This is a genomic window from Chitinophagales bacterium (genome assembly GCA_019638515.1).
Taxonomy (GTDB): domain Bacteria; phylum Bacteroidota; class Bacteroidia; order Chitinophagales; family LD1; genus UBA7692.
In genome coordinates this window covers 212007-231007 of the sequence record JAHBTS010000001.1, presented here as the reverse complement: position 1 = coordinate 231007, position 19001 = coordinate 212007, and the positions used below count along the sequence as shown (strand labels likewise).

The 19001-nt window shown below is 41.0% G+C and carries 18 protein-coding genes; 12 read left to right on the top strand and 6 right to left on the bottom strand.

Going from position 1 to position 19001, the window contains the following annotated elements; translation table 11 throughout:
• Position 1 precedes the first annotated feature (1 nt).
• A complete protein-coding gene (locus KF872_01080) occupies positions 2-352 on the top strand; it encodes a hypothetical protein (protein MBX2902117.1) in 351 nt (116 codons plus the stop codon).
• A gap of 69 nt (positions 353-421) precedes the next feature.
• Positions 422-1678: a hypothetical protein gene (locus tag KF872_01075; protein MBX2902116.1), complete on the top strand. Its 1257-nt coding sequence runs from the start codon at positions 422-424 to the stop codon at positions 1676-1678.
• Here KF872_01075 and KF872_01070 read toward each other — a convergent pair.
• Entirely contained in the window at positions 1675-2532 is an 858-nt protein-coding gene (locus KF872_01070; GenBank protein MBX2902115.1) for a DMT family transporter, read from the bottom strand. The genes KF872_01075 and KF872_01070 overlap by 4 nt on opposite strands.
• 240 nt (positions 2533-2772) lie before the next feature.
• Between KF872_01070 and odhB the strand changes: the two genes are divergently transcribed.
• On the top strand, positions 2773-4014 hold the full coding sequence (gene odhB, locus KF872_01065) for a 2-oxoglutarate dehydrogenase complex dihydrolipoyllysine-residue succinyltransferase (protein ID MBX2902114.1): 1242 nt from the start codon (positions 2773-2775) through the stop codon (positions 4012-4014).
• Positions 4015-4092: 78 nt separating this feature from the next.
• Here the strand turns inward: odhB and lpdA are convergent, their stop codons facing one another.
• Positions 4093-5484 (bottom strand): dihydrolipoyl dehydrogenase, encoded by a 1392-nt coding sequence (lpdA, locus tag KF872_01060; GenBank protein ID MBX2902113.1) that lies wholly within the window; start codon positions 5482-5484, stop codon positions 4093-4095.
• A gap of 127 nt (positions 5485-5611) precedes the next feature.
• On the opposite strand from lpdA, the gene prfA reads away from it, so the two are divergent.
• Positions 5612-6688 (top strand): peptide chain release factor 1, encoded by a 1077-nt coding sequence (prfA, locus tag KF872_01055; protein MBX2902112.1) that lies wholly within the window; start codon positions 5612-5614, stop codon positions 6686-6688.
• A gap of 176 nt (positions 6689-6864) precedes the next feature.
• Positions 6865-7407, top strand: a complete 543-nt coding sequence (locus KF872_01050; GenBank protein ID MBX2902111.1) for a DUF1573 domain-containing protein — start codon at positions 6865-6867, stop codon at positions 7405-7407.
• 54 nt (positions 7408-7461) lie between these two features.
• Here KF872_01050 and KF872_01045 read toward each other — a convergent pair whose 3' ends face one another.
• Entirely contained in the window at positions 7462-8619 is a 1158-nt protein-coding gene (locus KF872_01045; protein MBX2902110.1) for an aminotransferase class I/II-fold pyridoxal phosphate-dependent enzyme, read from the bottom strand.
• Between the two features lie 81 nt (positions 8620-8700).
• Here KF872_01045 and KF872_01040 point away from each other — a divergent pair, with 81 nt between their 5' ends.
• From KF872_01040 to KF872_01020, 5 genes are read left to right on the top strand one after another with little or no spacing between them, the layout of a single operon-like run.
• Complete coding sequence (locus KF872_01040) at positions 8701-9405, top strand: DUF1003 domain-containing protein (protein ID MBX2902109.1); 705 nt, start codon at positions 8701-8703, stop codon at positions 9403-9405.
• A gap of 19 nt (positions 9406-9424) precedes the next feature.
• Positions 9425-10000 (top strand): nicotinate-nucleotide adenylyltransferase, encoded by a 576-nt coding sequence (locus KF872_01035; GenBank protein MBX2902108.1) that lies wholly within the window; start codon positions 9425-9427, stop codon positions 9998-10000.
• Positions 9997-12390 (top strand): TonB-dependent receptor, encoded by a 2394-nt coding sequence (locus KF872_01030; GenBank protein MBX2902107.1) that lies wholly within the window; start codon positions 9997-9999, stop codon positions 12388-12390. The genes KF872_01035 and KF872_01030 overlap by 4 nt, the downstream gene beginning before the upstream one ends.
• Positions 12387-12761 (top strand): RNA-binding S4 domain-containing protein, encoded by a 375-nt coding sequence (locus KF872_01025; GenBank protein ID MBX2902106.1) that lies wholly within the window; start codon positions 12387-12389, stop codon positions 12759-12761. Before KF872_01030 ends, KF872_01025 begins: the two co-directional genes overlap by 4 nt.
• Positions 12762-12780: 19 nt before the next feature.
• Positions 12781-15006, top strand: coding sequence for a T9SS type A sorting domain-containing protein (locus KF872_01020; protein MBX2902105.1), 2226 nt, complete (start codon positions 12781-12783; stop codon positions 15004-15006).
• Positions 15007-15008: 2 nt separating this feature from the next.
• Here KF872_01020 and KF872_01015 read toward each other — a convergent pair whose 3' ends face one another.
• Together KF872_01015 and KF872_01010 are read right to left on the bottom strand one after the other, a co-directional pair.
• The gene (locus KF872_01015) at positions 15009-16280 is read right to left on the bottom strand and encodes an anthranilate synthase component I family protein (GenBank protein ID MBX2902104.1); all 1272 of its coding nucleotides are present in this window, start codon (positions 16278-16280) and stop codon (positions 15009-15011) included.
• A gap of 7 nt (positions 16281-16287) precedes the next feature.
• A complete protein-coding gene (locus tag KF872_01010; GenBank protein ID MBX2902103.1) occupies positions 16288-16710 on the bottom strand; it encodes a hypothetical protein in 423 nt (140 codons plus the stop codon).
• A 131-nt stretch (positions 16711-16841) separates the two neighbouring features.
• On the opposite strand from KF872_01010, the gene KF872_01005 reads away from it, so the two are divergent.
• Together KF872_01005 and KF872_01000 are read left to right on the top strand one after the other, a co-directional pair.
• Positions 16842-17312 carry a hypothetical protein gene (locus tag KF872_01005; GenBank protein ID MBX2902102.1) on the top strand — a complete coding sequence of 157 codons (471 nt, stop codon included), beginning with the start codon at positions 16842-16844 and terminating at the stop codon, positions 17310-17312.
• 9 nt (positions 17313-17321) lie between these two features.
• Positions 17322-18038: a TerC family protein gene (locus tag KF872_01000; protein ID MBX2902101.1), complete on the top strand. Its 717-nt coding sequence runs from the start codon at positions 17322-17324 to the stop codon at positions 18036-18038.
• Here the strand turns inward: KF872_01000 and KF872_00995 are convergent.
• Positions 17991-18971, bottom strand: coding sequence for a flippase-like domain-containing protein (locus KF872_00995; protein ID MBX2902100.1), 981 nt, complete (start codon positions 18969-18971; stop codon positions 17991-17993). The two genes, KF872_01000 and KF872_00995, sit on opposite strands and share 48 nt — an antisense overlap.
• Between the last annotated feature and the right edge of the window lie 30 nt (positions 18972-19001).

Below are 19001 nucleotides of genomic sequence, written 5' to 3'. Positions count from 1 at the left end.
CATGCGTAAACCATTGTTTATAGTACTCTCTTGGTTTCCATACTCCGGCATGGCAGTATTCCCGTTTATTGTTATTAAACACCCCGATTTAAAACTAAACGAAACCTTGGTACGCCACGAGCGCATACACTTTGCACAGCAAAAAGAATTGCTTTTTATAGGATTCTTTTTACTCTACCTGCTCCACTATGGTTGGAATATTTTGCGGTATCGTAACCATGCGCAAGCCTACCGCGAAATTGTGTTTGAACGCGAAGCCTACCAAAACGACAACCAACCCAACTACCTGCAAAAAAGGAAATGGTTGGCATGGCTGCAATACCTCAAAAAAAAACCTAACCACTCTAACTAAATGCACACACCTGTTTGTTACAAAATGTTGCATACCCCTCTGCAACAAAAATTCGTTTAATTTTATAGCATGAAGTTGGTTCACTCTTTCCTTCTATTATTGTTTTTTACGGCTTCGGCACATGCCTCCCGCATTTTTATTCCTATGGATGTGGCTCAAAAAAACCACTTAAAAGCCTATGGCATTACCTACTGGACATTAAAACAAAACGTAGAAGCCGACTGGCTCTTGAACTATCGTGGCGGAAGTTTTTCTATGCCTTATGCAAAAGCAATTGAAGATGAATGTAAAATAAGAGGTATAAGCTACGAAGTAATTGCCGATGGGCAATACACTTCCATACTCAGCGAAATCGCCAATCCCGAAGCCAATATGGATGTGGTGAAACTAGAAAAGGCGCCTAAAATTGCCGTGTATTCGCCCAAAGGAAAACTACCGTGGGACGATGCCGTTACACTCGTGCTCACTTATGCCGAAATTCCTTACGATGTAGTGTATGACGATGAAATTTTAGATGGCAAATTGCTGCTCTACGACTGGCTGCACCTGCATCATGAAGACTTCACCGGGCAATACGGAAAATTTTACGGCTCATTTAGCGGAGCAGAATGGTACCAAGCACAAGTACATGAATTAGAAGAAGCTGCCAAACGCAGAGGATTCAACAAAGTAAGCCAACTAAAACTAGCCGTAGCAAAAAACATAAAAAGCTTTGTATTTGGCGGAGGCTTTATGTTTGCCATGTGCAGTGCCACCGATAGTTACGATATAGCCCTCGCTGCCGAAAACACCGATATATGCGATGTAATGTACGACCACGATCCGCAAGACCCACAAGCCCAAAGTAAACTAGATTTCGACAACTGTTTTGCATTTGGAAATTTTCACCTGCGCACCAATCCTTACGAATACGAGTACAGCGATATAGATGCTCAATTTGGCAGGCAAGTTCCCAAAGATTTAGATTACTTTACGCTATTCGATTTCAGTGCAAAATGGGATCCGGTACCCACCATGCTCACTCAAAACCATACCAAAACCGTAAAAGGATTTTTGGGGCAAACCACTGCCTTCAAAAAAAAGTTTGTAAAAAGCAGCACCTTGGTAATGGGGCAAAATAAAACTTACGAAGAAGCACGATACATCCATGGCGAACACGGCAAAGGCATGTGGAGTTTTTATGGCGGACACGACCCCGAAGATTATCAGCACCTAGTTGGCGACCCACCCACTAATTTAGACCTTCACCCAAATAGCCCGGGCTACCGCCTTATTTTAAACAATGTATTATTTCCCGCTGCGCGGAAGAAAAAACAAAAAACCTAAAGCACCACCTTCCTTTTCGAAATATATAAAGCGTGCAATACCACGCTCATCAACACTATTGCACTGCCAATATAAAATCCGCTGCCCAACAATTGGTGCTCGCCAAAAAACACAAATGCCAACGCAATGCCGTAAATAGGTTCCAAGTTAATGGCAAGGTTAAGCGTAAAAGCACTCAACTCCTTTAATGCCGCCAGCGAGAGGACAAGCGTAATATGCGTACAAACCAACACCAAAACCGCCAACAGCAACCAATCGCTGCTTGAGGGCAAAAATGCCGCACTGGGAAAGAAAAAAACATACACCGGCAACAAAACCGTAAGAGCTATAAAACCTGTACTCATTTCATAAAAACTTACCACATCCGGTGGCAACTCATGCACAATATCCTTATTTAGAATATTGTAAAACGCACCCACAAAAGCTGCCATAACGGCCAAGAATATTCCCAATACATAATCGCTACCGTCATAAAATATAAAGGCAATGCCCACAATACCCAGCAGACTAAAACTCACCTCCGATGCACTAAACTTCTTTTTGGTAACCAACGGTTCCAACAAAGCTGTAAAGAGCGAAGTGGTAGAAAAGCAACTTAATGCAATAGACACATTTGCATACTTAATGGCTCCATAAAAAAACAACCAATGCACCATAAGTAATACCCCAACAGCCGCCATTTGCCCAAACTGCCTTCGTGTTACACTAAAACCTCTGCCCCTAAGCAGCCCAACCTGTAACCCCAGCGAAATACTCACCAGCAACATCCGCCACCAAACCAATCCACCTTCGCTTAAAGAAATACCCCTGCCCAAAACACCCGTAAACCCCCAAAGGAGAATAGAAAGATGCATATAAAGATGTGCAAGACTAACGCTGCTGCGCAAAATGAATAGTTGATTTTCAAATACAAAAATTCTCTATTTATCGGTAAAAAAGAAATTGCCAACACCTATTTGGTGCAGCAAAACACACCCTACAATCTTATTTTACACCTCTTGTATGCTTAATTCTTCACTTTACAATCATAAATACTCAAAACTTCCACCTTTGGTATTGTTGAAAGTTTATTTTTGGGCACAATTTTTTTTAAAATGACTGACGTTAAAGTACCTGCCGTAGCCGAAAGTATTTCGGAAGTAACCCTGAGCAAGTGGTTAGTAAAAACCGGTGATTATGTAGAACTCGACCAACCTTTGTGCGAACTAGAAACAGATAAAGCAGCACAAGAATTGCCCGCTCCCATTGCAGGCGTAATTAGTTTGGTTGCCGCTGAAGGCGATGATATTAAAGTGGGCGGCCTGCTTGCTAATATTGACGAAAAAGCAGCCAAGCCGGCAATTGCAACCACCGCTCCGGCTGTTGAAAAAGCAGCCCCACCAAAAGAAGAAAGCAAACCCAAACCGGTAGAAACTAAAGTAGAATCTAAAGCTGCGGCTACTACCGTTGCAAGCGGCCATCCATCGCCTGCAGCCAAAAAAATATTAGATGAAGGAGGCGTAAAAACTACTGCCGTAAAAGGCACCGGAGTAGGCGGCAGAATTACAAAAGAAGATGCCATACAAGCTGTGCGCAATAAAGCCAACCTGCCCGTTCACGAAGCCTTTAGCCGAAACGAACGTGTAGAAAAAATGAGCCGTGTACGCAGAACCATCAGCGAAAGATTGGTTTTTGCCAAAAACAGCACCGCCATGCTTACTACTTTTAATGAAGTGGATATGAGTGCCATCAACAAAATTCGCGCTCAATATGCCGATACGTTTAAAAAGAAAAACGAAGTAAACCTTGGCATGATGAGCTTTTTTACCAAAGCTGTATGCTTAGCATTAGAAAAATTTCCGGCAGTTAATGCTTATATTGAAGATGGCAACTTAGTATATCACGATTACGTAGATATTTCTATTGCCGTTTCCACTCCGAAAGGGTTGGTAGTACCTGTTATTAGAAATGCAGAATCGCTATCGCTGGCAGGCATAGAGAAAAAAGTAAAAGAACTTGCCATTAAAGGACGCGATGGTTTACTTACCATGGAGGAAATGACCGGAGGCACCTTTACTATTTCAAACGGAGGTGTATTTGGATCGCTTATGAGCACTCCAATTATCAATCCTCCGCAATCGGCCATTTTAGGAATGCACAAAGTACAAGACCGCCCCGTGGTGGTAGATGGGCAAATTGTAATTCGCCCAATGATGTATCTGGCATTAAGTTACGACCACCGTATTATTGACGGTAAAGAATCTGTAAGTTTCTTAGTTGCCGTAAAAGACTATCTGGAAAATCCGCATAAAATGCTCTTAGGTGCAGACCCTGTAGAACTTTTATTAGAAGTGTAAGCAATGAGTAAATACCAATAAAAAAAGCGACCCTAAATTTAGGGTCGCTTTTTTTATTTGGGGCAATATGGCCAACCTCTACAAATGTATTACTTCGCCAAATGCCGCAGCAGTAGCTTCCATAATTGCTTCGCTCATAGTTGGATGCGGGTGAATGCTCTTAATAATTTCATGCCCGGTAGTTTCTAACTTTCTGGCTACCACTACTTCTGCAATCATTTCGGTTACATTCTGTCCAACCATGTGTGTACCCAGCCACTCGCCATACTTGGCATCGTAAATTACTTTCACAAAACCTTCTTTTGCTCCGGCCGCACTTGCCTTGCCCGATGCAGAAAATGGAAATTTCCCTACTTTTATTTCATACCCTTTTTGCTTGGCTTCGGCTTCGGTTAAACCCACGCTTGCCACCTCTGGCACGCAATAAGTACAACTTGGTATATTATCGTAGTTAATAGGTTCCGGATGATGCCCTGCAATTTTCTCTACACACACAATACCCTCTGCGCTGGCTACATGTGCTAATGCCGGCCCTTTTACAATATCGCCTATAGCATACACACCTTCTACATTGGTCCAATAAAATTCATCGGTAAGCACTATTCCTTTTTCGGTTTTAATGCCACTTTCTTCTAAGCCAATACCATCTAAATTAGTAGCAACGCCTACTGCCGAAAGCACTATATCGCATTCTATTTTTTCGGTACTTCCGTCTTTTGCTTTGGCTAACACCACACAACCTTTTCCTTTTGTATCCACACTTTCAACCGAAGTTCCGGTTTTTACAGCAATACCTTTTTTCTTCATAATGCGCTCCACTTCTTTGCTCACTTCGGCATCTTCGCGCGGCAATACGCTATCTAAAAATTCTACTACCGTAACTTTGGTGCCAAGTGCATTATAGAAATATGCAAACTCCATTCCAATAGCGCCACTGCCCACTACTACCATGCTGGCAGGCTGAGCAGGCAAATTCATGGCTTCGCGGTAGCCTATAATTTTTTTTCCATCTTGCTTTAAATTAGGCAATTCTCGGCTGCGACCACCTGTTGCCAAAATAATATGCTTAGCAGCGTATTCCGTTTTTTTGCCTGCATCATCAGTTACTTCCACCTTTTTTCCAGGCTTTAATTTCCCAAAACCCAAAATGGTGTCAATTTTATTTTTCTTAAAAAGAAACTGAATACCCTTACTCATACCTTCTGCAACTCCGCGGCTACGTTTTACCACAGCAGAAAAATCGGCCTTGGCATCGCCTACCACAATACCGTAATCCGAAGCATGTTGAAGATATTCAAACACTTGTGCACTCTTCAACAAGGCTTTAGTGGGAATACAACCCCAATTTAAACACACGCCACCCAGATTTTCTTTTTCAACCACCGCTGTTTTTAAACCCAATTGCGAAGCGCGAATTGCAGCAACATATCCGCCCGGTCCGCTACCAATAACTATTAAATCGTAATTCATAATTTTTGCATTAAACGGCTGCAAGTTATGTCTATGAAGTAAGTTTGCAAGTTTTTAAGAACTAAGAATTAAATCTTAGTTGCGGCAGATTGATATAATCGCCTATTTTCGCACCTCAATTTTTGGCATGTTTTCACAGTTAGAGTCACTTAAAGGAAATTTTATTGAAATCGGAAAAAGGCTTATGGATCCTGCCGCCACATCCGATATGAAGCTATTTGCAAAACTCAATAAAGAATATCGAGAACTAGAAGAAGTGGTATTGGTGTACGACCGCTACAAATTGGTAATAAGCAATATCGAAAACAATAAAGAAATTCTAAACAAAGAAAAAGATGAAGAATTTCGCGAATTGGCAAAAGCCGATTTAGAGCAATTAGAAGCAGAGCGCACAACCCTTGAAGATGAACTAAAAAAATTATTGGTACCCAAAGATCCCGAAGACGAAAAGAATGTACTCCTTGAAATACGTGCAGGAACCGGAGGCGATGAAGCCAGTATTTTTGCAGGCGATTTACTGCGTATGTACACCCGCTTTTGCGAAACCAAAAATTGGGAAATTAGCTTGGTAAATGCCAACGAGGGAACCGTGGGCGGCTACAAAGAGATTGTAATAGAAATAAAAGGAAACAATGTGTATGGCACTCTAAAATTTGAAAGTGGTGTACACCGAGTACAGCGTGTTCCAAAAACTGAAGCACAAGGGCGTGTACACACCTCGGCAGCATCTATTGCAGTGCTGCCCGAAGCCGAGGAAGTAGATGTACAGGTAAACGAAGCCGATATAAAAATGGATGTATTCCGCGCCAGCGGTGCCGGTGGACAGCACGTAAATAGAACAGAAAGTGCCGTGCGCCTAACCCATATTCCAACAGGTGTAGTAGTAGAATGCCAGCAAGAACGAAGCCAGCATAAAAACCGGGAAATGGCTTTGAAAATGATGAAAACAAGAATTTACGAAGCTGCCGTTCGCGAACACGAAAACGAAATTGCCGCGCGCAGAAAAACACTCGTAAGCACAGGCGACCGCAGTGCCAAAATACGCACCTATAATTATCCGCAAGGTCGCATCACCGACCACCGAATAAACATGAGCATTTACAACTTAGATGCCTTTATGAATGGTGAAATTAGCGAAATGCTTGAAGCACTTGCCGTTGCCGAACAAACAGAAAAGCTTAAAGAAGGCGGAGTAGCTGTGTAATAACTTATTGTAATACAGCTCGCAACTATCTATTTTATGCTGCGGTTTATCTTCTAAACATCAAAATGTGTTAAATGATTTAACCATTTAGCATTTTGTAAATCTCTATACCAGAAAAAAGGCATTACATTTGTTTTGCTTTCAAAAACATAATTTTTAAAAACAAATTAAAAAGCATGAAGAAGTTGTTCATTACTTTATGTGTAGCCGGTTCGGCATTATTTGCTGCTGCACAGGCCGGAGTTGCTACCCCGGTTGATCCAAATGCTCCCGAGTTTAAATGGGAATCAACAGACATTGATTACGGAACCATTAAACAAGACGAAAATGGCGGGCGCGAATTTAAGTTTACAAACGTGGGAAAAAGCCCGTTGGTAATTAATAACTGTCGCGGTTCTTGTGGATGTACCGTGCCGGATTGTCCAAAGGAGCCAATTATGCCGGGCAAAACAGGAGTGATAAAAGTAAATTACGATACTCACCGTATTGGTGCTTTCACCAAAACCGTAACAGTTGAATCTAATGCAAAAAACAGCCCTGAAACTTTAAAAATTCATGGTACAGTATTGGATCCAAATGCTGGCGCTACTTCAGGCCAAGTTGCAAAACCTGCACAACCAGTAACTCCGGTACCCGCAGTTGCACCTGCAGTTGAAAAAAACACCAATGTTGCACCTGCCGCAAAACAAGCACCTGCAAAAAAAGGTAGTTCAAAATAATTTCTTTAAAATAAGAATGCACTAAGGGAAGCGAGCAATTGCTTCCCTTTTTTATTAAATACTATTTAAACGTTCCGAAGCTAGTAGCAACGTTTCTTGCCTCTTTGCAAAGCAAAAGCGTACCAAGCGCACATCCATATCTTTTTCTTCATAAAACACCGAAACCGGAATGGCCGCCACGCCAATATTGCATGTAAGCCATCGGCAAAATTCCACATCGTTTGCTTCGCTAATTTTCGCATACGATGCTAATTGAAAATACGTTCCGCCACATGGCAATAAATCAAATGCAGATGCTTGCAACAATGCACGAAATGTATTGCGTTTTTCTTCATAAAATAAAGAAAGGTTGGTATATAAATCCGGAAAATCCAATAGTTGTGAGAATACTTCTTGCGCCATGCTGTTTACACTAAACACATTAAACTGGTGTACCTTCCTAAACTCCTTGGTAAGCGCCTCGGGAGCTATGCAATAGCCAACTTTCCAACCGGTAACATGATATGTTTTCCCAAAAGAACTAACTACAAAACTGCGTGCACGCAAGGTTTCATCGCACAAAAAACTTTGATGTTGTTTACCGTCAAACACTATGTGTTCATATACTTCATCGCTTAGCAACAGAGCCGGAGTGTGCGCCAATAACTGTTTCAATTCTACTATATCTTCGGCAGTTAGCAGCGATGCCGTTGGGTTATGAGGCGAGTTAAACACAATGAGTTTTGTTTTGGGCGAAATAAGCTGTGCCACTTCGCTCCAATTGATTGAAAAATGTGGTGGCAGCATATTGTAAAAAATACACTTCCCTCCCGCCAATGTAATGGCAGGAACATAACTATCGTAGCAAGGAGCAAACAGCAGCACTTCATCGCCCGGCTGCACCACGGCTTGTATGGCAGTAAAAATAGCCTGCGTGGCGCCTGCGGTAATGGTAATTTCGCTATCGGGATGCAACAACACTTTGGAATGCGCAGCATACTTTGCCGCAATTTTTTCGCGCAGCAACAAACTACCAAACATTAAAGCATACTGATGGCAATTGCTTTCAAGCGCCTTGGCCACAGCTTCTTTCAGTTTTTCATCGGGTGCAAAATCCGGAAATCCCTGCGATAAATTTACCGCATTATACTCCTTCGCCAAGGCACTCATTACAGAAAAAATAGTAGTGCCAACGTTGGGTAATTTAGATGTTATGGTAGATGCTTTATACACGTTTTCAACTTACTTTCAAATAGAAAAATGGAGTAAAATCGCAAAGTTGTTGTTATTTGCAAAGCGTAAAACTTCCATACATTGAAAAAGCCTGAAGCAAAAACTTTTATCAGCGATTTCTCGGGAAAAGAATTCCCTATAAAAGAAAAAGTTACCGGCAATGCCATTCAGCAATCGCTGTTTGAACTTATTAAAAAATCGAAACCCGATTTTACAGAGCAGCAAACTTTAGCATTTAGTGAATTGAATCGCTTTCGCGAACAATATGTAGCAGCATACATCTCTAAATCGGCCGGTGCACTTTCCGCACTCGAAAAATCTGTACTACAATCGCTCAACGATAGAAGCTTACTTACCGATAAATTAGACGAAGAAATGCCAAAACTAACGCTGGGTCAGCGCTTGGCAGATAGCGTTGCCGATTTTGGTGGCAGCTGGATATTCATTTCTTCCTTTGCATTTTTTCTATTGGTATGGATTTGCCTCAATATTTTTTGGCTTGGCAATAAGGGTTTCGATCCCTATCCTTTTATTCTTTTAAATTTAATTCTTTCGTGCTTAGCTGCTGTGCAAGCTCCCATTATTATGATGAGCCAAAACAGGCAAGAAGAAAAAGACCGCGAGCGTGCCAAAAAGGACTATATGATTAACCTAAAATCGGAATTGGAAATAAGAATGCTACACGAAAAAATCGATCATCTCATTATTCACCAGCAACAAGAATTGCTAGAAATACAACGCGTGCAAATTGAAATGATGAACGATATCTTAAATAGAGTTTCATAAACCTTACACTTAATTATTCATGCACATCGGTCTTTTTTTTGGTTCGTTTAACCCCGTTCACCACGGGCATTTAATTATTGCAAACTATATAGTTGAAACTGCCAATTTAGATAAAGTGTGGCTGGTAGTAAGCCCGCAAAATCCTTTTAAACAAAAAGAAACATTACTAAACGAATACGACCGCCTACACTTAGTAAATCTAGGAATTAGCAACAACGAAAAACTATATGCCAGCGATATAGAATTTAAACTACCCAAGCCTTCTTATACCATAGACACTCTCACGCATTTAAAAGAAAAATATCCCCAACATCAATTTTCGCTCATTATGGGAAGCGACAACTTGCATTCGTTTCACAAATGGAAAAATGCCGATGTAATTTTAAATCACCACCAATTATTTGTTTACAAGCGTAAAGGCTTTTCCGAAAACCCTTACAAGCAACATGCCAATGTGCATGTACTCGATGTGCCTCTGCTCGAAATATCAGCTTCTTTTATTCGGGAGAGTATTCACAAAAAGATTTCCATGCAATATTTTCTACCCGAAAAAGTATGGGAATACATTCAGCAGAACCATTTGTTTAGCACATGAATGAAAAACGATTTTTCATCTTATGGCTTATTCTATACCACCTGCTTTTTGTAAATATCTATGCACAAGATTATTCCAAAGCACTAAAAGGCAGGGTAATAGACAGCGATACCAAACAACCACTGCCAGGCATCAATATTGTATTGCTAAATACACCTGTGTTTACCGCCACCACTTCCAACAACGATGGCTATTTTAGATTCGACCTTCTAAAAGCCGGACGCTATCAAGTAAAATTTTCTATGGTGGGCTACCACGATGCCGTACTAAGCAACATAGCAGTTACTTCCGGAAAAGAAACCATTTTAAATGTGGAAATGCACGAAAAAGTTGCCGATATCCAAGAAGTTGTAATAACTGCCAAACGCGACAAAACACGCGCCAATAATGAGTTTGCTCCCATTAGCGCGCGCTCTTTTTCGATGGAAGAAACCAAACGATATTCCGGAACTTTTAACGACCCTGCACGCATGGTGCAAACTTTTCCGGGTGTAATTTCTGCCAACGATGAAAACAATGCCATTGTGGTACGTGGCAATTCGCCCAGAGGTATTCTATGGCGGCTCGAAGGTGTAGAAATCCCCAACCCAAATCACTTTGCAGGCAGCGAAGCCGCCAGTGGCGGAGGTGTGGCAATGCTAAGTGCTAACATGCTGGGTAAAACAGATTTTTTGAGTGGAGCCTTTCCTGCCGAATACGGCAACGCACTCAGTGGCGTTATGGACTTAAACTATAGAAAGGGCAACAACGAGAAACACGAGATAACTTTACAGGCAGGTATCTTGGGCGCAGAAGTGGCATTAGAAGGGCCATTTAGCCATAAAAGCAAAGCATCGTATCTAGTAAACTACCGCTATTCTACCTTGGAGTTATTTGCACTCATGGGCTTTCAAATTGGTGGCGATATCACGCCTAAATACCAAGACCTTAGTTTCAACCTTTCTTTCCCAACTAAACGAGCCGGCACCTTTACCTTTTTTGGCTTGGGCGGTATGAGCAGTTTGGGCACCACCGTGCAAAAAGATACCACGAAATGGCAAAGCCTGCAAGATAAATCTAGCGACAACATGCATTATTACATGGGCACTGCCGGCATTACACACCTACTGCTGCCCGATGCCAAAACATATATTAAAACCACACTCAGCCTCAGCTATACCAATAGCGGTAACCATACCGATACTTTCACTACTCAGCTTAACCCAACTACTATTGCCGAAGAGAAATATTTGTACTACTACGCAAGGCTGGCAGTAATGCTCAATAGAAAGATAGACAGTAAAAATTTATTGCGCAGCGGCATTTACTACACAGGCACTTTCTACAACCTGCGCAATAAAGATTTCAACTTTACAACACAGCAATTAGAAACACGCGTACAAGGCAACGGAAACACACACTTACTGCAAGCTTATTGGCAATGGAAACATCGCTTTTCAGAATCCCTGAGCATTACTTCGGGTTTGCATTTCACTTACTTCTTCTTAAATAAAAAAGCGGCTTTAGAACCTCGTGCCAATGTGGAATGGAAACCTGCTTTTAACCATTCACTAAGTGTTGGAGTTGGGTTACACAATAGAACTGATGCCATTTCTGCTTACATATCAAATGTAGAAACACCCGGTGGCTTGCGCTCTGCCAACATGAACTTAAACATGAGTAAAGCAGTACATGCCGTATTAGGCTACGACTTTATTTTCTTAAAAGATTTTAGGCTACATGCCGAAACATATTTCCAGTATTTATTTCAAGTTCCCGCAGGGCGCGACTCCAATGCTTGGTATGCCATAGTAAACGAAAACGATGGCTTTGTAAGTTTTCCGCTTACCAATAAAGGAAAGGGAATGAACTACGGCTTAGAATTAACTGTAGAGAAATTCTTTACCCAAAATTACTTTTTCTTGGTTACTACATCGTTGTTCAACTCCCGCTATGCTGCTACCGATGGCGTATGGCGCAATACTGCATACAATGGCAACTATGTATTAAACGTGCTGGGAGGAAAAGAATTTATACTCGGCAAACAAAAAATAAACATCATAGGAGTAAACACCAAAATATTATATCGTGGCGGCATGCGCATTACACCTATAGATTTAGAAGCCAGCCGTGCTCAACAACAAACCATATATAACCACAACCAAGCCTTTAGCGAGAAACTGCCCGATTACCTGAGAGTAGATTTTGGAGCATACTTTAGAAGAAATAAAAAACGCTGGAGTTGGATATTGAGTGTTGATATACAAAATGTAATTAACCGAAAAAATGTAGCCCAAAAAGTGTACGACCCACAAAAAGACAATATTCGTATTGTTAGAAACCTAGGCATTGTTCCCGTTATTAGTTGGAAGGTAGAGTTTGGTATAAAGAAAAAGCAGATTCAAAAATGAGTTTAGATAATGTTCGCTTAGATAAATACTTATGGGCAATACGCATTTTTAAAACTCGAACTCAAGCTGCCGAAGCCATTGCATCGGGAAAGGTAAAGCAGCACGGCACTAATCTTAAAGCCAGCAAAGCCGTGTGTATTGGCGACCAATACGAGATTAAAACCGAACACAAAAAATGGTTGATAGAAGTTACTGCTTTGTTAGACCAACGCAAGCAGTACAACGCTGCTATACACTATTACACAGATTTAAGTCCGCAAGAAAACACCGCACAAAAATCAACCTTTGTAGAATTTACCGGAAAGCGCCAAAGCAAGCAAGGGCGACCCACCAAAAAAAACAGACGCGACCTCAGCAATTTTGAATTTTAGCAATTCTTGCATTGGCAATATGAAACGTATTTCAAAACCTTGCTATCTTCATTACAAGAAACTTATGCAATATACTTTTTACACACTTCTTCTTGCTCTTATTGGATTGCAAGTTTACGCACAAACTTACTACCAAACGCTTTCCCTTCCGGTAGAAAAATATGGAACCACCCTCACCAATGCTTGGGCTGGCGGTTTAGATGCTCCACAGTTTTCGCCAGCCGATTTGGATGGTGATGGCACCAACGATCTTTTTGTATTCGACCGCAATGGCAGCCGTGCATTTGCATTTATCAATAAAGGAAATGGCAATTACAGCTATGCACCACACATTGTTGCAGCACTGCCCGAATTAGAGAACTGGGCACTCATGCGCGATTTCAACAAAGATGGTATTCCCGATATTTTTTGTTGGGCAAACAGCGGGCTAAAAGTGTTTAGAGGAAAGAGAATAAACAACGCACTTTCTTTTGAAATACAAACAGAACTACTCACCTATACCGACTACTTTTCTATTAACTATCCTAAGATAAACCTCTATGTACTTACCGATGATATTCCGGGCATTTTAGATGTGAATGGCGATGGCGATATGGACATTTTGGTGTTTGGGAATTTGCTCAACCCATCGGTGCCGCAGTTTTACGAAAACCAATCTGTGGAACAAGGTTTTGGAGCAGACTCTCTTATTTTCGACTCCTACAACTTAGACCAATGCTGGGGAAAATTTATTGAATCCAGCACTACCAATGCTATTTCAATTGGCTACTGTAAAACAGGCGGCATACAAGGCACTCCTGCAGGGCGCCATGCCGGCTCCACGCTTTGCCCATACGATGAAGATGGCGATGGCGACATAGATTTACTACTGGGCGATATTACTTACAACACCATGATAATGCTGCGCAATGGTGGCGATAATACCGAAGCTAACATTCTAAGCTACGACAGCATTTTCCCGAACTACAACACCTCCATTGATATGCCAATTTTCCCCGCAGGATATATTGCCGATGTAGATAACGATGGCAAAAACGATTTGCTGGTATCGCCCAATGCCCGCACCGCCATACGCAATGTAAAAAATGTACTGTTCTACAAAAATACAGGCAGCAATACCAACTATGTTTTCAACTACCAAACCGATAGTTTTTTAGTTCACACCATGCTCGATTTTGGAAGCGATGCCAAAGTTGCCGCATTTGATTACAACAACGATGGCTTAATGGATTTGGTAATCGGCAATGCGCAGTATTACATTCATCAAGGAAGCCTTGAAAAATCGCAATTGGCGCTTCTGCAAAATGTAGGTACGACCACCCAACCTGCATTTAAGTTAGTAACCGACAATTACGAAAACATAGCTCAATATCTCTTAAAAACACTACAACCCACATTTGGCGACCTCGATGGCGATGGCAAAGCAGACATGCTGCTGGGCGACTATGCCGGAAATGTTCATTTCTTAAAAAATACAGGAACCACTACCGCACAATTTCCGGCACTTACCACTCCGCAATATTTTGATTTAGATGCTTCGGTATTAGCAGCTCCATTTATTTACGATGTTGATGGCGATAACGACAACGATATTATTTGCGGTCGCAAAGATGGTTCACTCAATTGGTACATTAATTTTGGCAGCAAGCAAAATCCTCAGTTTCATAAAGATTCGGTGAAACTGAAATGGGGCAATGTAAACCTGAAAGGAATCTATGAAGTTGATGGACTTTCTCAACCTGTGCTTACAAAGCACAACGATTCTCTTTTTCTATACTCAGGCTCTAATAGAGGCGCCATTTTTAAATTTTACATTCCCGGAAACGACATTAGAAACGAATCGTTCTCGCTAATAGACTCTAACCTGCTGGGTATTTCGGTTGGCAAAAAAAGTACAATTGCCTTTGCCGATTTTAATGGCGACAGCATTCCCGATTTAGTAGTGGGCAACTCGCTGGGCGGGCTTGATTTTTACAGCTCTAAACTAATAGATGTAGCTGTACACGAAGCAGCCAACCCAAAAAACTACGAGTGGAATATTTTTCCGAACCCAACTTCGGGCAGCGTTGTAATTACTACCGAAAGCAACGAAGCAGCCAAAGCAGAAATTTTTTCTATTACAGGCGAAAAAGTATTGGAGCGTACCTTTTTTCAAGCAGAAAAAATAAATGCGGCTTCGCTGGCTGGCGGCATTTATTTGGTAAAGCTACACAACCATATAAAACGGTTGGCAGTAGTAAAATAAATTTAGCTACCCGAAGCAAATACTTCGCGCATAGCTTTCATTTTTAGCAACACCTCGTTCCATTCGCTTTCTGCCTGCGAATCGTACGTAATGGCTCCACCCGAGCGCAGCGATAGGTAGCCTTTGGCGGCATGGTAAAATATACTTCGTATTACTACATTAAAATCAAAATCGCCTGTAGGAGTAATATAGCCAACCGTACCCGAAAAAATACCGCGTTGAAAATCCTCTATTGCATCAATGGCTTGCATTACCTCTATTTTAGGAGCACCCGTCATACTACCCATTGGGAAAGCGTTCTTAATAACATCGGTGATACCAACTTCATTTTTAGCTGTGCCGCTAATAGTAGAAATCATTTGGTTTATGGTTTCAAAGGCATATACACCACACAGTTCATCTACTTTTACACTTCCTGTTTTGCAGCTTTTAGCAAGATCGTTTCGCACTAAATCTACAATCATAATATTTTCGGCACGCTCCTTTTCGCTCTGCTGTAATTGCAGTTGCAGTGCGCGGTTTTCGCTTTCTATATTTGATTTTTCAATAGTGCCTTTCATGGGCTGCGAAAACACTCTGGCACCTTCCTTCTTTAAAAAACGTTCCGGACTGGCGCATAAAACATAGCTGCTGTAGTACTTCACAAAACAGGCAAATGGCGCCTTTGCAGCAGTATTCAACTTATGGAAGAGCATTACCGGCTCCACGGCTGCTTGCGTTGCATGGGCTTCTATGCAATAATTTATTTCATAAAAATCGCCTGCGGCTATTCTCTCTTTAATAGTTTCTATTGTATGTACATACTTTTCTTTTTCGGTTCTAAACTCCCAATCGGGGGCATTGGTAACAGCCTTGGGCAAAGGTGTTTGCAGTATGCTTTCTACAATTTCAAAAGCCTCCGGATAATTTCTATTGATGGTTACACTGTTTCCATTTACTTCTATCAAATAGCGAGGTTCAAAAAAAAACAAGTGTGGAAGTCCAATATTATCGGTGTGGCGGCTGGTTAAATTTTCGATTTCATTTTTGAGTTCATAGGCCATAAACCCAAAAACAGTTTGCTTTTTCGCTTGTAAAAACTGCTCCAACTGTGCAAAAGCATTTCCTGCATTTGCATCTACAAAACTCCACGCATCTACCGCCAATTGCCAGCTAAATCCCGAAGTATGATGGTTGCCATCCAATAAAATGCAAACACCAAACTTATTGGCCCAAGCTAAAGCCTGCTGCTTAAAAATTTCGGCTTGCCGGAGTGGTAAAACAGTTTTTTCCATGTTGCCATTACGAAACTGCAATGAAACCAATTTTACGGAAGGTTTTAAACAATGCTAAGTATTTCAGGTATTTTCTAAAGCGCCAGTTTAAGTAGAGCACCAAAGTGTTTCGCAAAACATAAAACAATACCATCGTTGCTGCCAATACAATAATGGGCAACCACCACCAAGCTATTTCAAAGAATAAAAATACGCTTGCAGTAACTACGCCAACTGTATGGAAAGAAAAGTTCAACACCGTGTATTTTACAAGCCTCTGTAGCATAACAAATACATTTCTGTGTTTAGTTCCTTGTACAAATGCCGATACAAAAACTGCCAACTGAAAAGCCATAAAAGAAAATATTGAAATAATTCCTATACTTCCCAATGCTGCACCGGTAAACAGTAATTCCCTTGAAGTATCCCAAAAATCAATAGAAGAAGCCATATTTTGCACCTTACTTTTTATTGAATTGTAATACAAAAATAGCGCCTAAAAGTTTAATGCTGCATTTTTGGCAGAAAATTTGCTGGGATATTCATCCCATCTATTGGGACTCTGAGAAAAACTATCTGGACATGAATTATCGCTTTATCGGAATCATTGGAATCCGCACTTTTATTTTGCTGCTGCTCATTGGCGCCATTCCTTTTCTAACGTATTACTTTGGTTGGGAATTGCTCGACCAACGGCAGGAACTACGCTACAATGCGCTTTTTTCGCAACTAATGCCTTGGGTTATTTTACTCACCTTGTGTTTTATGGTATTAGGAACCTATATTTCTATGGAGTTTGTAGAAATAAAAACCGATGAAAAAAATTGCACCATTAGAATCAACAGTGCATTGCGCTTTTTTATTCCGCGCAAAGTTACCTTCCGCTGGGATGAAGTAGATTCTATGATGCTGGATGAAGACATTGGAAGAACCACGCTTTCAATTTTTTTAAGAGGTTCAAGGCAGTTCGATATTTCCTATTCATTATTATTGCGCGGCAGTACCGATTTCCGAGCATTTGTTAGCACACTCGGGTTAAACACGGGACTCTAAAAACAACACATGGATTACGATTTTAGTGTATTTGCACATGCAGATGCTTGGGTGAGTTTCTTAACGCTCACTTTCCTTGAAATAGTTTTAGGCGTTGACAATATTATTTTTATTTCAATAGTTACCGGAAAACTTCCGCAAGAAAAACAACGCAATGCACGCAATTTGGGATTGTTGATTGCATTGGTTTTTAGAATAGGTTTACTCTTAGCCATTTCGTGGATTATTGGTTTAACCGCACCTATTTTTACCTTGTTTGAAAATGAATTTTCGGGCAGAGATTTAATTTTAATTGGAGGCGGCTTATTCCTTATAGCCAAATCTACTTCCGAAATTCACGAGAAAGTAAGCAACCAACACCACGAGCAAAAAACATCGGCAGCCAGTAGTTTTATGGGTGTAATTCTCCAGATTATACTTATAGACCTAATCTTTTCTTTCGATTCTATTTTAACTGCAGTAGGGCTTACTAAACACGTTATGGTAATGATTTTGGCAGTAATTGCCTCTATGTTTGTAATGATGTTTTTTGCAGGAGGTATCAGTAAAATTATTAACCGCTACCCAACCTTGCAGGTACTGGCAATGGCGTTTTTAATTATGATTGGCTTAACGCTAATTCTTGAAGGTTTTGAAGTGCATGTAAACAAAGCCTTTGTGTATGTAGCCGTGCTATTTTCACTTACTGTGGAAATGCTCAACATTCGCCTGCGAAGCCGAAGTTAGGCTGGTTGCCCACCACTTATTTTTAATAAAAAAGATTATTCCAATAATTGCAGGAATTGCAATATTCATAAGCCAAATTGTAATTGTACTAAGCAATACTGCAATCGGGTTGCTGCTTATATTGGCAAATACAAAAAGCGAAATACCGCTGCGCACTGCCAAATCAAAGAAAGGCAATGCAGGCGAAATAGATTGAAACAATAAAGTAACCGCCACGCCCGCAGCTAAAAACAATATATTATCGTGCACCGCAAACGTGTAAGCCACCAAAATCCATTGCGTTAAGTAAACTCCGTAGCGCAACAGCGACAGCAACAATACATACAACAGTTTTGCAAAACTCGGCTGTACCAACCATGCCCCTGCTTTTTTTTGAAAAAAATAAAACCTTAAAGGCAACTTATGAAAGAAAAAATAAGCCACCAGTAAGCCGCTGCATACCAAAGCCGAAAATACCACCAACCATGCTGAAGGATAAAACCACGGTAAAAAAAACAAACCCACCAGTGCCGTTACAAATGCCTGAGCCATGCCGCCCAAGGCAGAAAAGTAAAAACTTTTGGCAGCCTCGGAGCGTTCCAATTCAAATGTTCTACCCACAAATTCGCCCATGCGCCAAGGCGTAACCGTGCCCACCATTACACCTTGCAATACAGCTTTCAGTAACTTAAAAAACGGCTGAAAAGAAATCTCTGCCAGCAATATTTGCCATTTCTTGGTTTCTAAAAACCAATTAAGCGGCATAAGTAAAAATGCAATTGCCAATAAATATCCTTTAGTTTTTATTCCCAGCAACATTACATCGCGCTGTGCTGCCGAATTGCCCAAATGCGAAAACTGCTCATAAATAATATAGGCACATAGAGCCACCACCGCAAATTTTAGCATGTATTTACCGAGCGTGCTTAGTACCAATTCTTTTTTTTCAGCCATTCCTTTCTGCATGTAAATAAAGTAATTTTG

Coding starts and splice junctions, on each gene's coding strand:
- KF872_00995 (MBX2902100.1), bottom strand. CDS start 18,971: ATGGCTGAAAAAAAAGAATTGGTACTAAGCACGCTCGGTAAATACATG.
- KF872_01015 (MBX2902104.1), bottom strand. CDS start 16,280: ATGGAAAAAACTGTTTTACCACTCCGGCAAGCCGAAATTTTTAAGCAG.
- KF872_01050 (MBX2902111.1), top strand. CDS start 6,865: ATGAAGAAGTTGTTCATTACTTTATGTGTAGCCGGTTCGGCATTATTT.
- lpdA (MBX2902113.1), bottom strand. CDS start 5,484: ATGAATTACGATTTAATAGTTATTGGTAGCGGACCGGGCGGATATGTT.
- KF872_01005 (MBX2902102.1), top strand. CDS start 16,842: ATGAATTATCGCTTTATCGGAATCATTGGAATCCGCACTTTTATTTTG.
- KF872_01020 (MBX2902105.1), top strand. CDS start 12,781: ATGAAACGTATTTCAAAACCTTGCTATCTTCATTACAAGAAACTTATG.
- KF872_01000 (MBX2902101.1), top strand. CDS start 17,322: ATGGATTACGATTTTAGTGTATTTGCACATGCAGATGCTTGGGTGAGT.
- KF872_01025 (MBX2902106.1), top strand. CDS start 12,387: ATGAGTTTAGATAATGTTCGCTTAGATAAATACTTATGGGCAATACGC.
- KF872_01070 (MBX2902115.1), bottom strand. CDS start 2,532: ATGCATCTTTCTATTCTCCTTTGGGGGTTTACGGGTGTTTTGGGCAGG.
- KF872_01030 (MBX2902107.1), top strand. CDS start 9,997: ATGAATGAAAAACGATTTTTCATCTTATGGCTTATTCTATACCACCTG.
- prfA (MBX2902112.1), top strand. CDS start 5,612: ATGTTTTCACAGTTAGAGTCACTTAAAGGAAATTTTATTGAAATCGGA.
- KF872_01080 (MBX2902117.1), top strand. CDS start 2: ATGCGTAAACCATTGTTTATAGTACTCTCTTGGTTTCCATACTCCGGC.
- odhB (MBX2902114.1), top strand. CDS start 2,773: ATGACTGACGTTAAAGTACCTGCCGTAGCCGAAAGTATTTCGGAAGTA.
- KF872_01010 (MBX2902103.1), bottom strand. CDS start 16,710: ATGGCTTCTTCTATTGATTTTTGGGATACTTCAAGGGAATTACTGTTT.
- KF872_01035 (MBX2902108.1), top strand. CDS start 9,425: ATGCACATCGGTCTTTTTTTTGGTTCGTTTAACCCCGTTCACCACGGG.
- KF872_01075 (MBX2902116.1), top strand. CDS start 422: ATGAAGTTGGTTCACTCTTTCCTTCTATTATTGTTTTTTACGGCTTCG.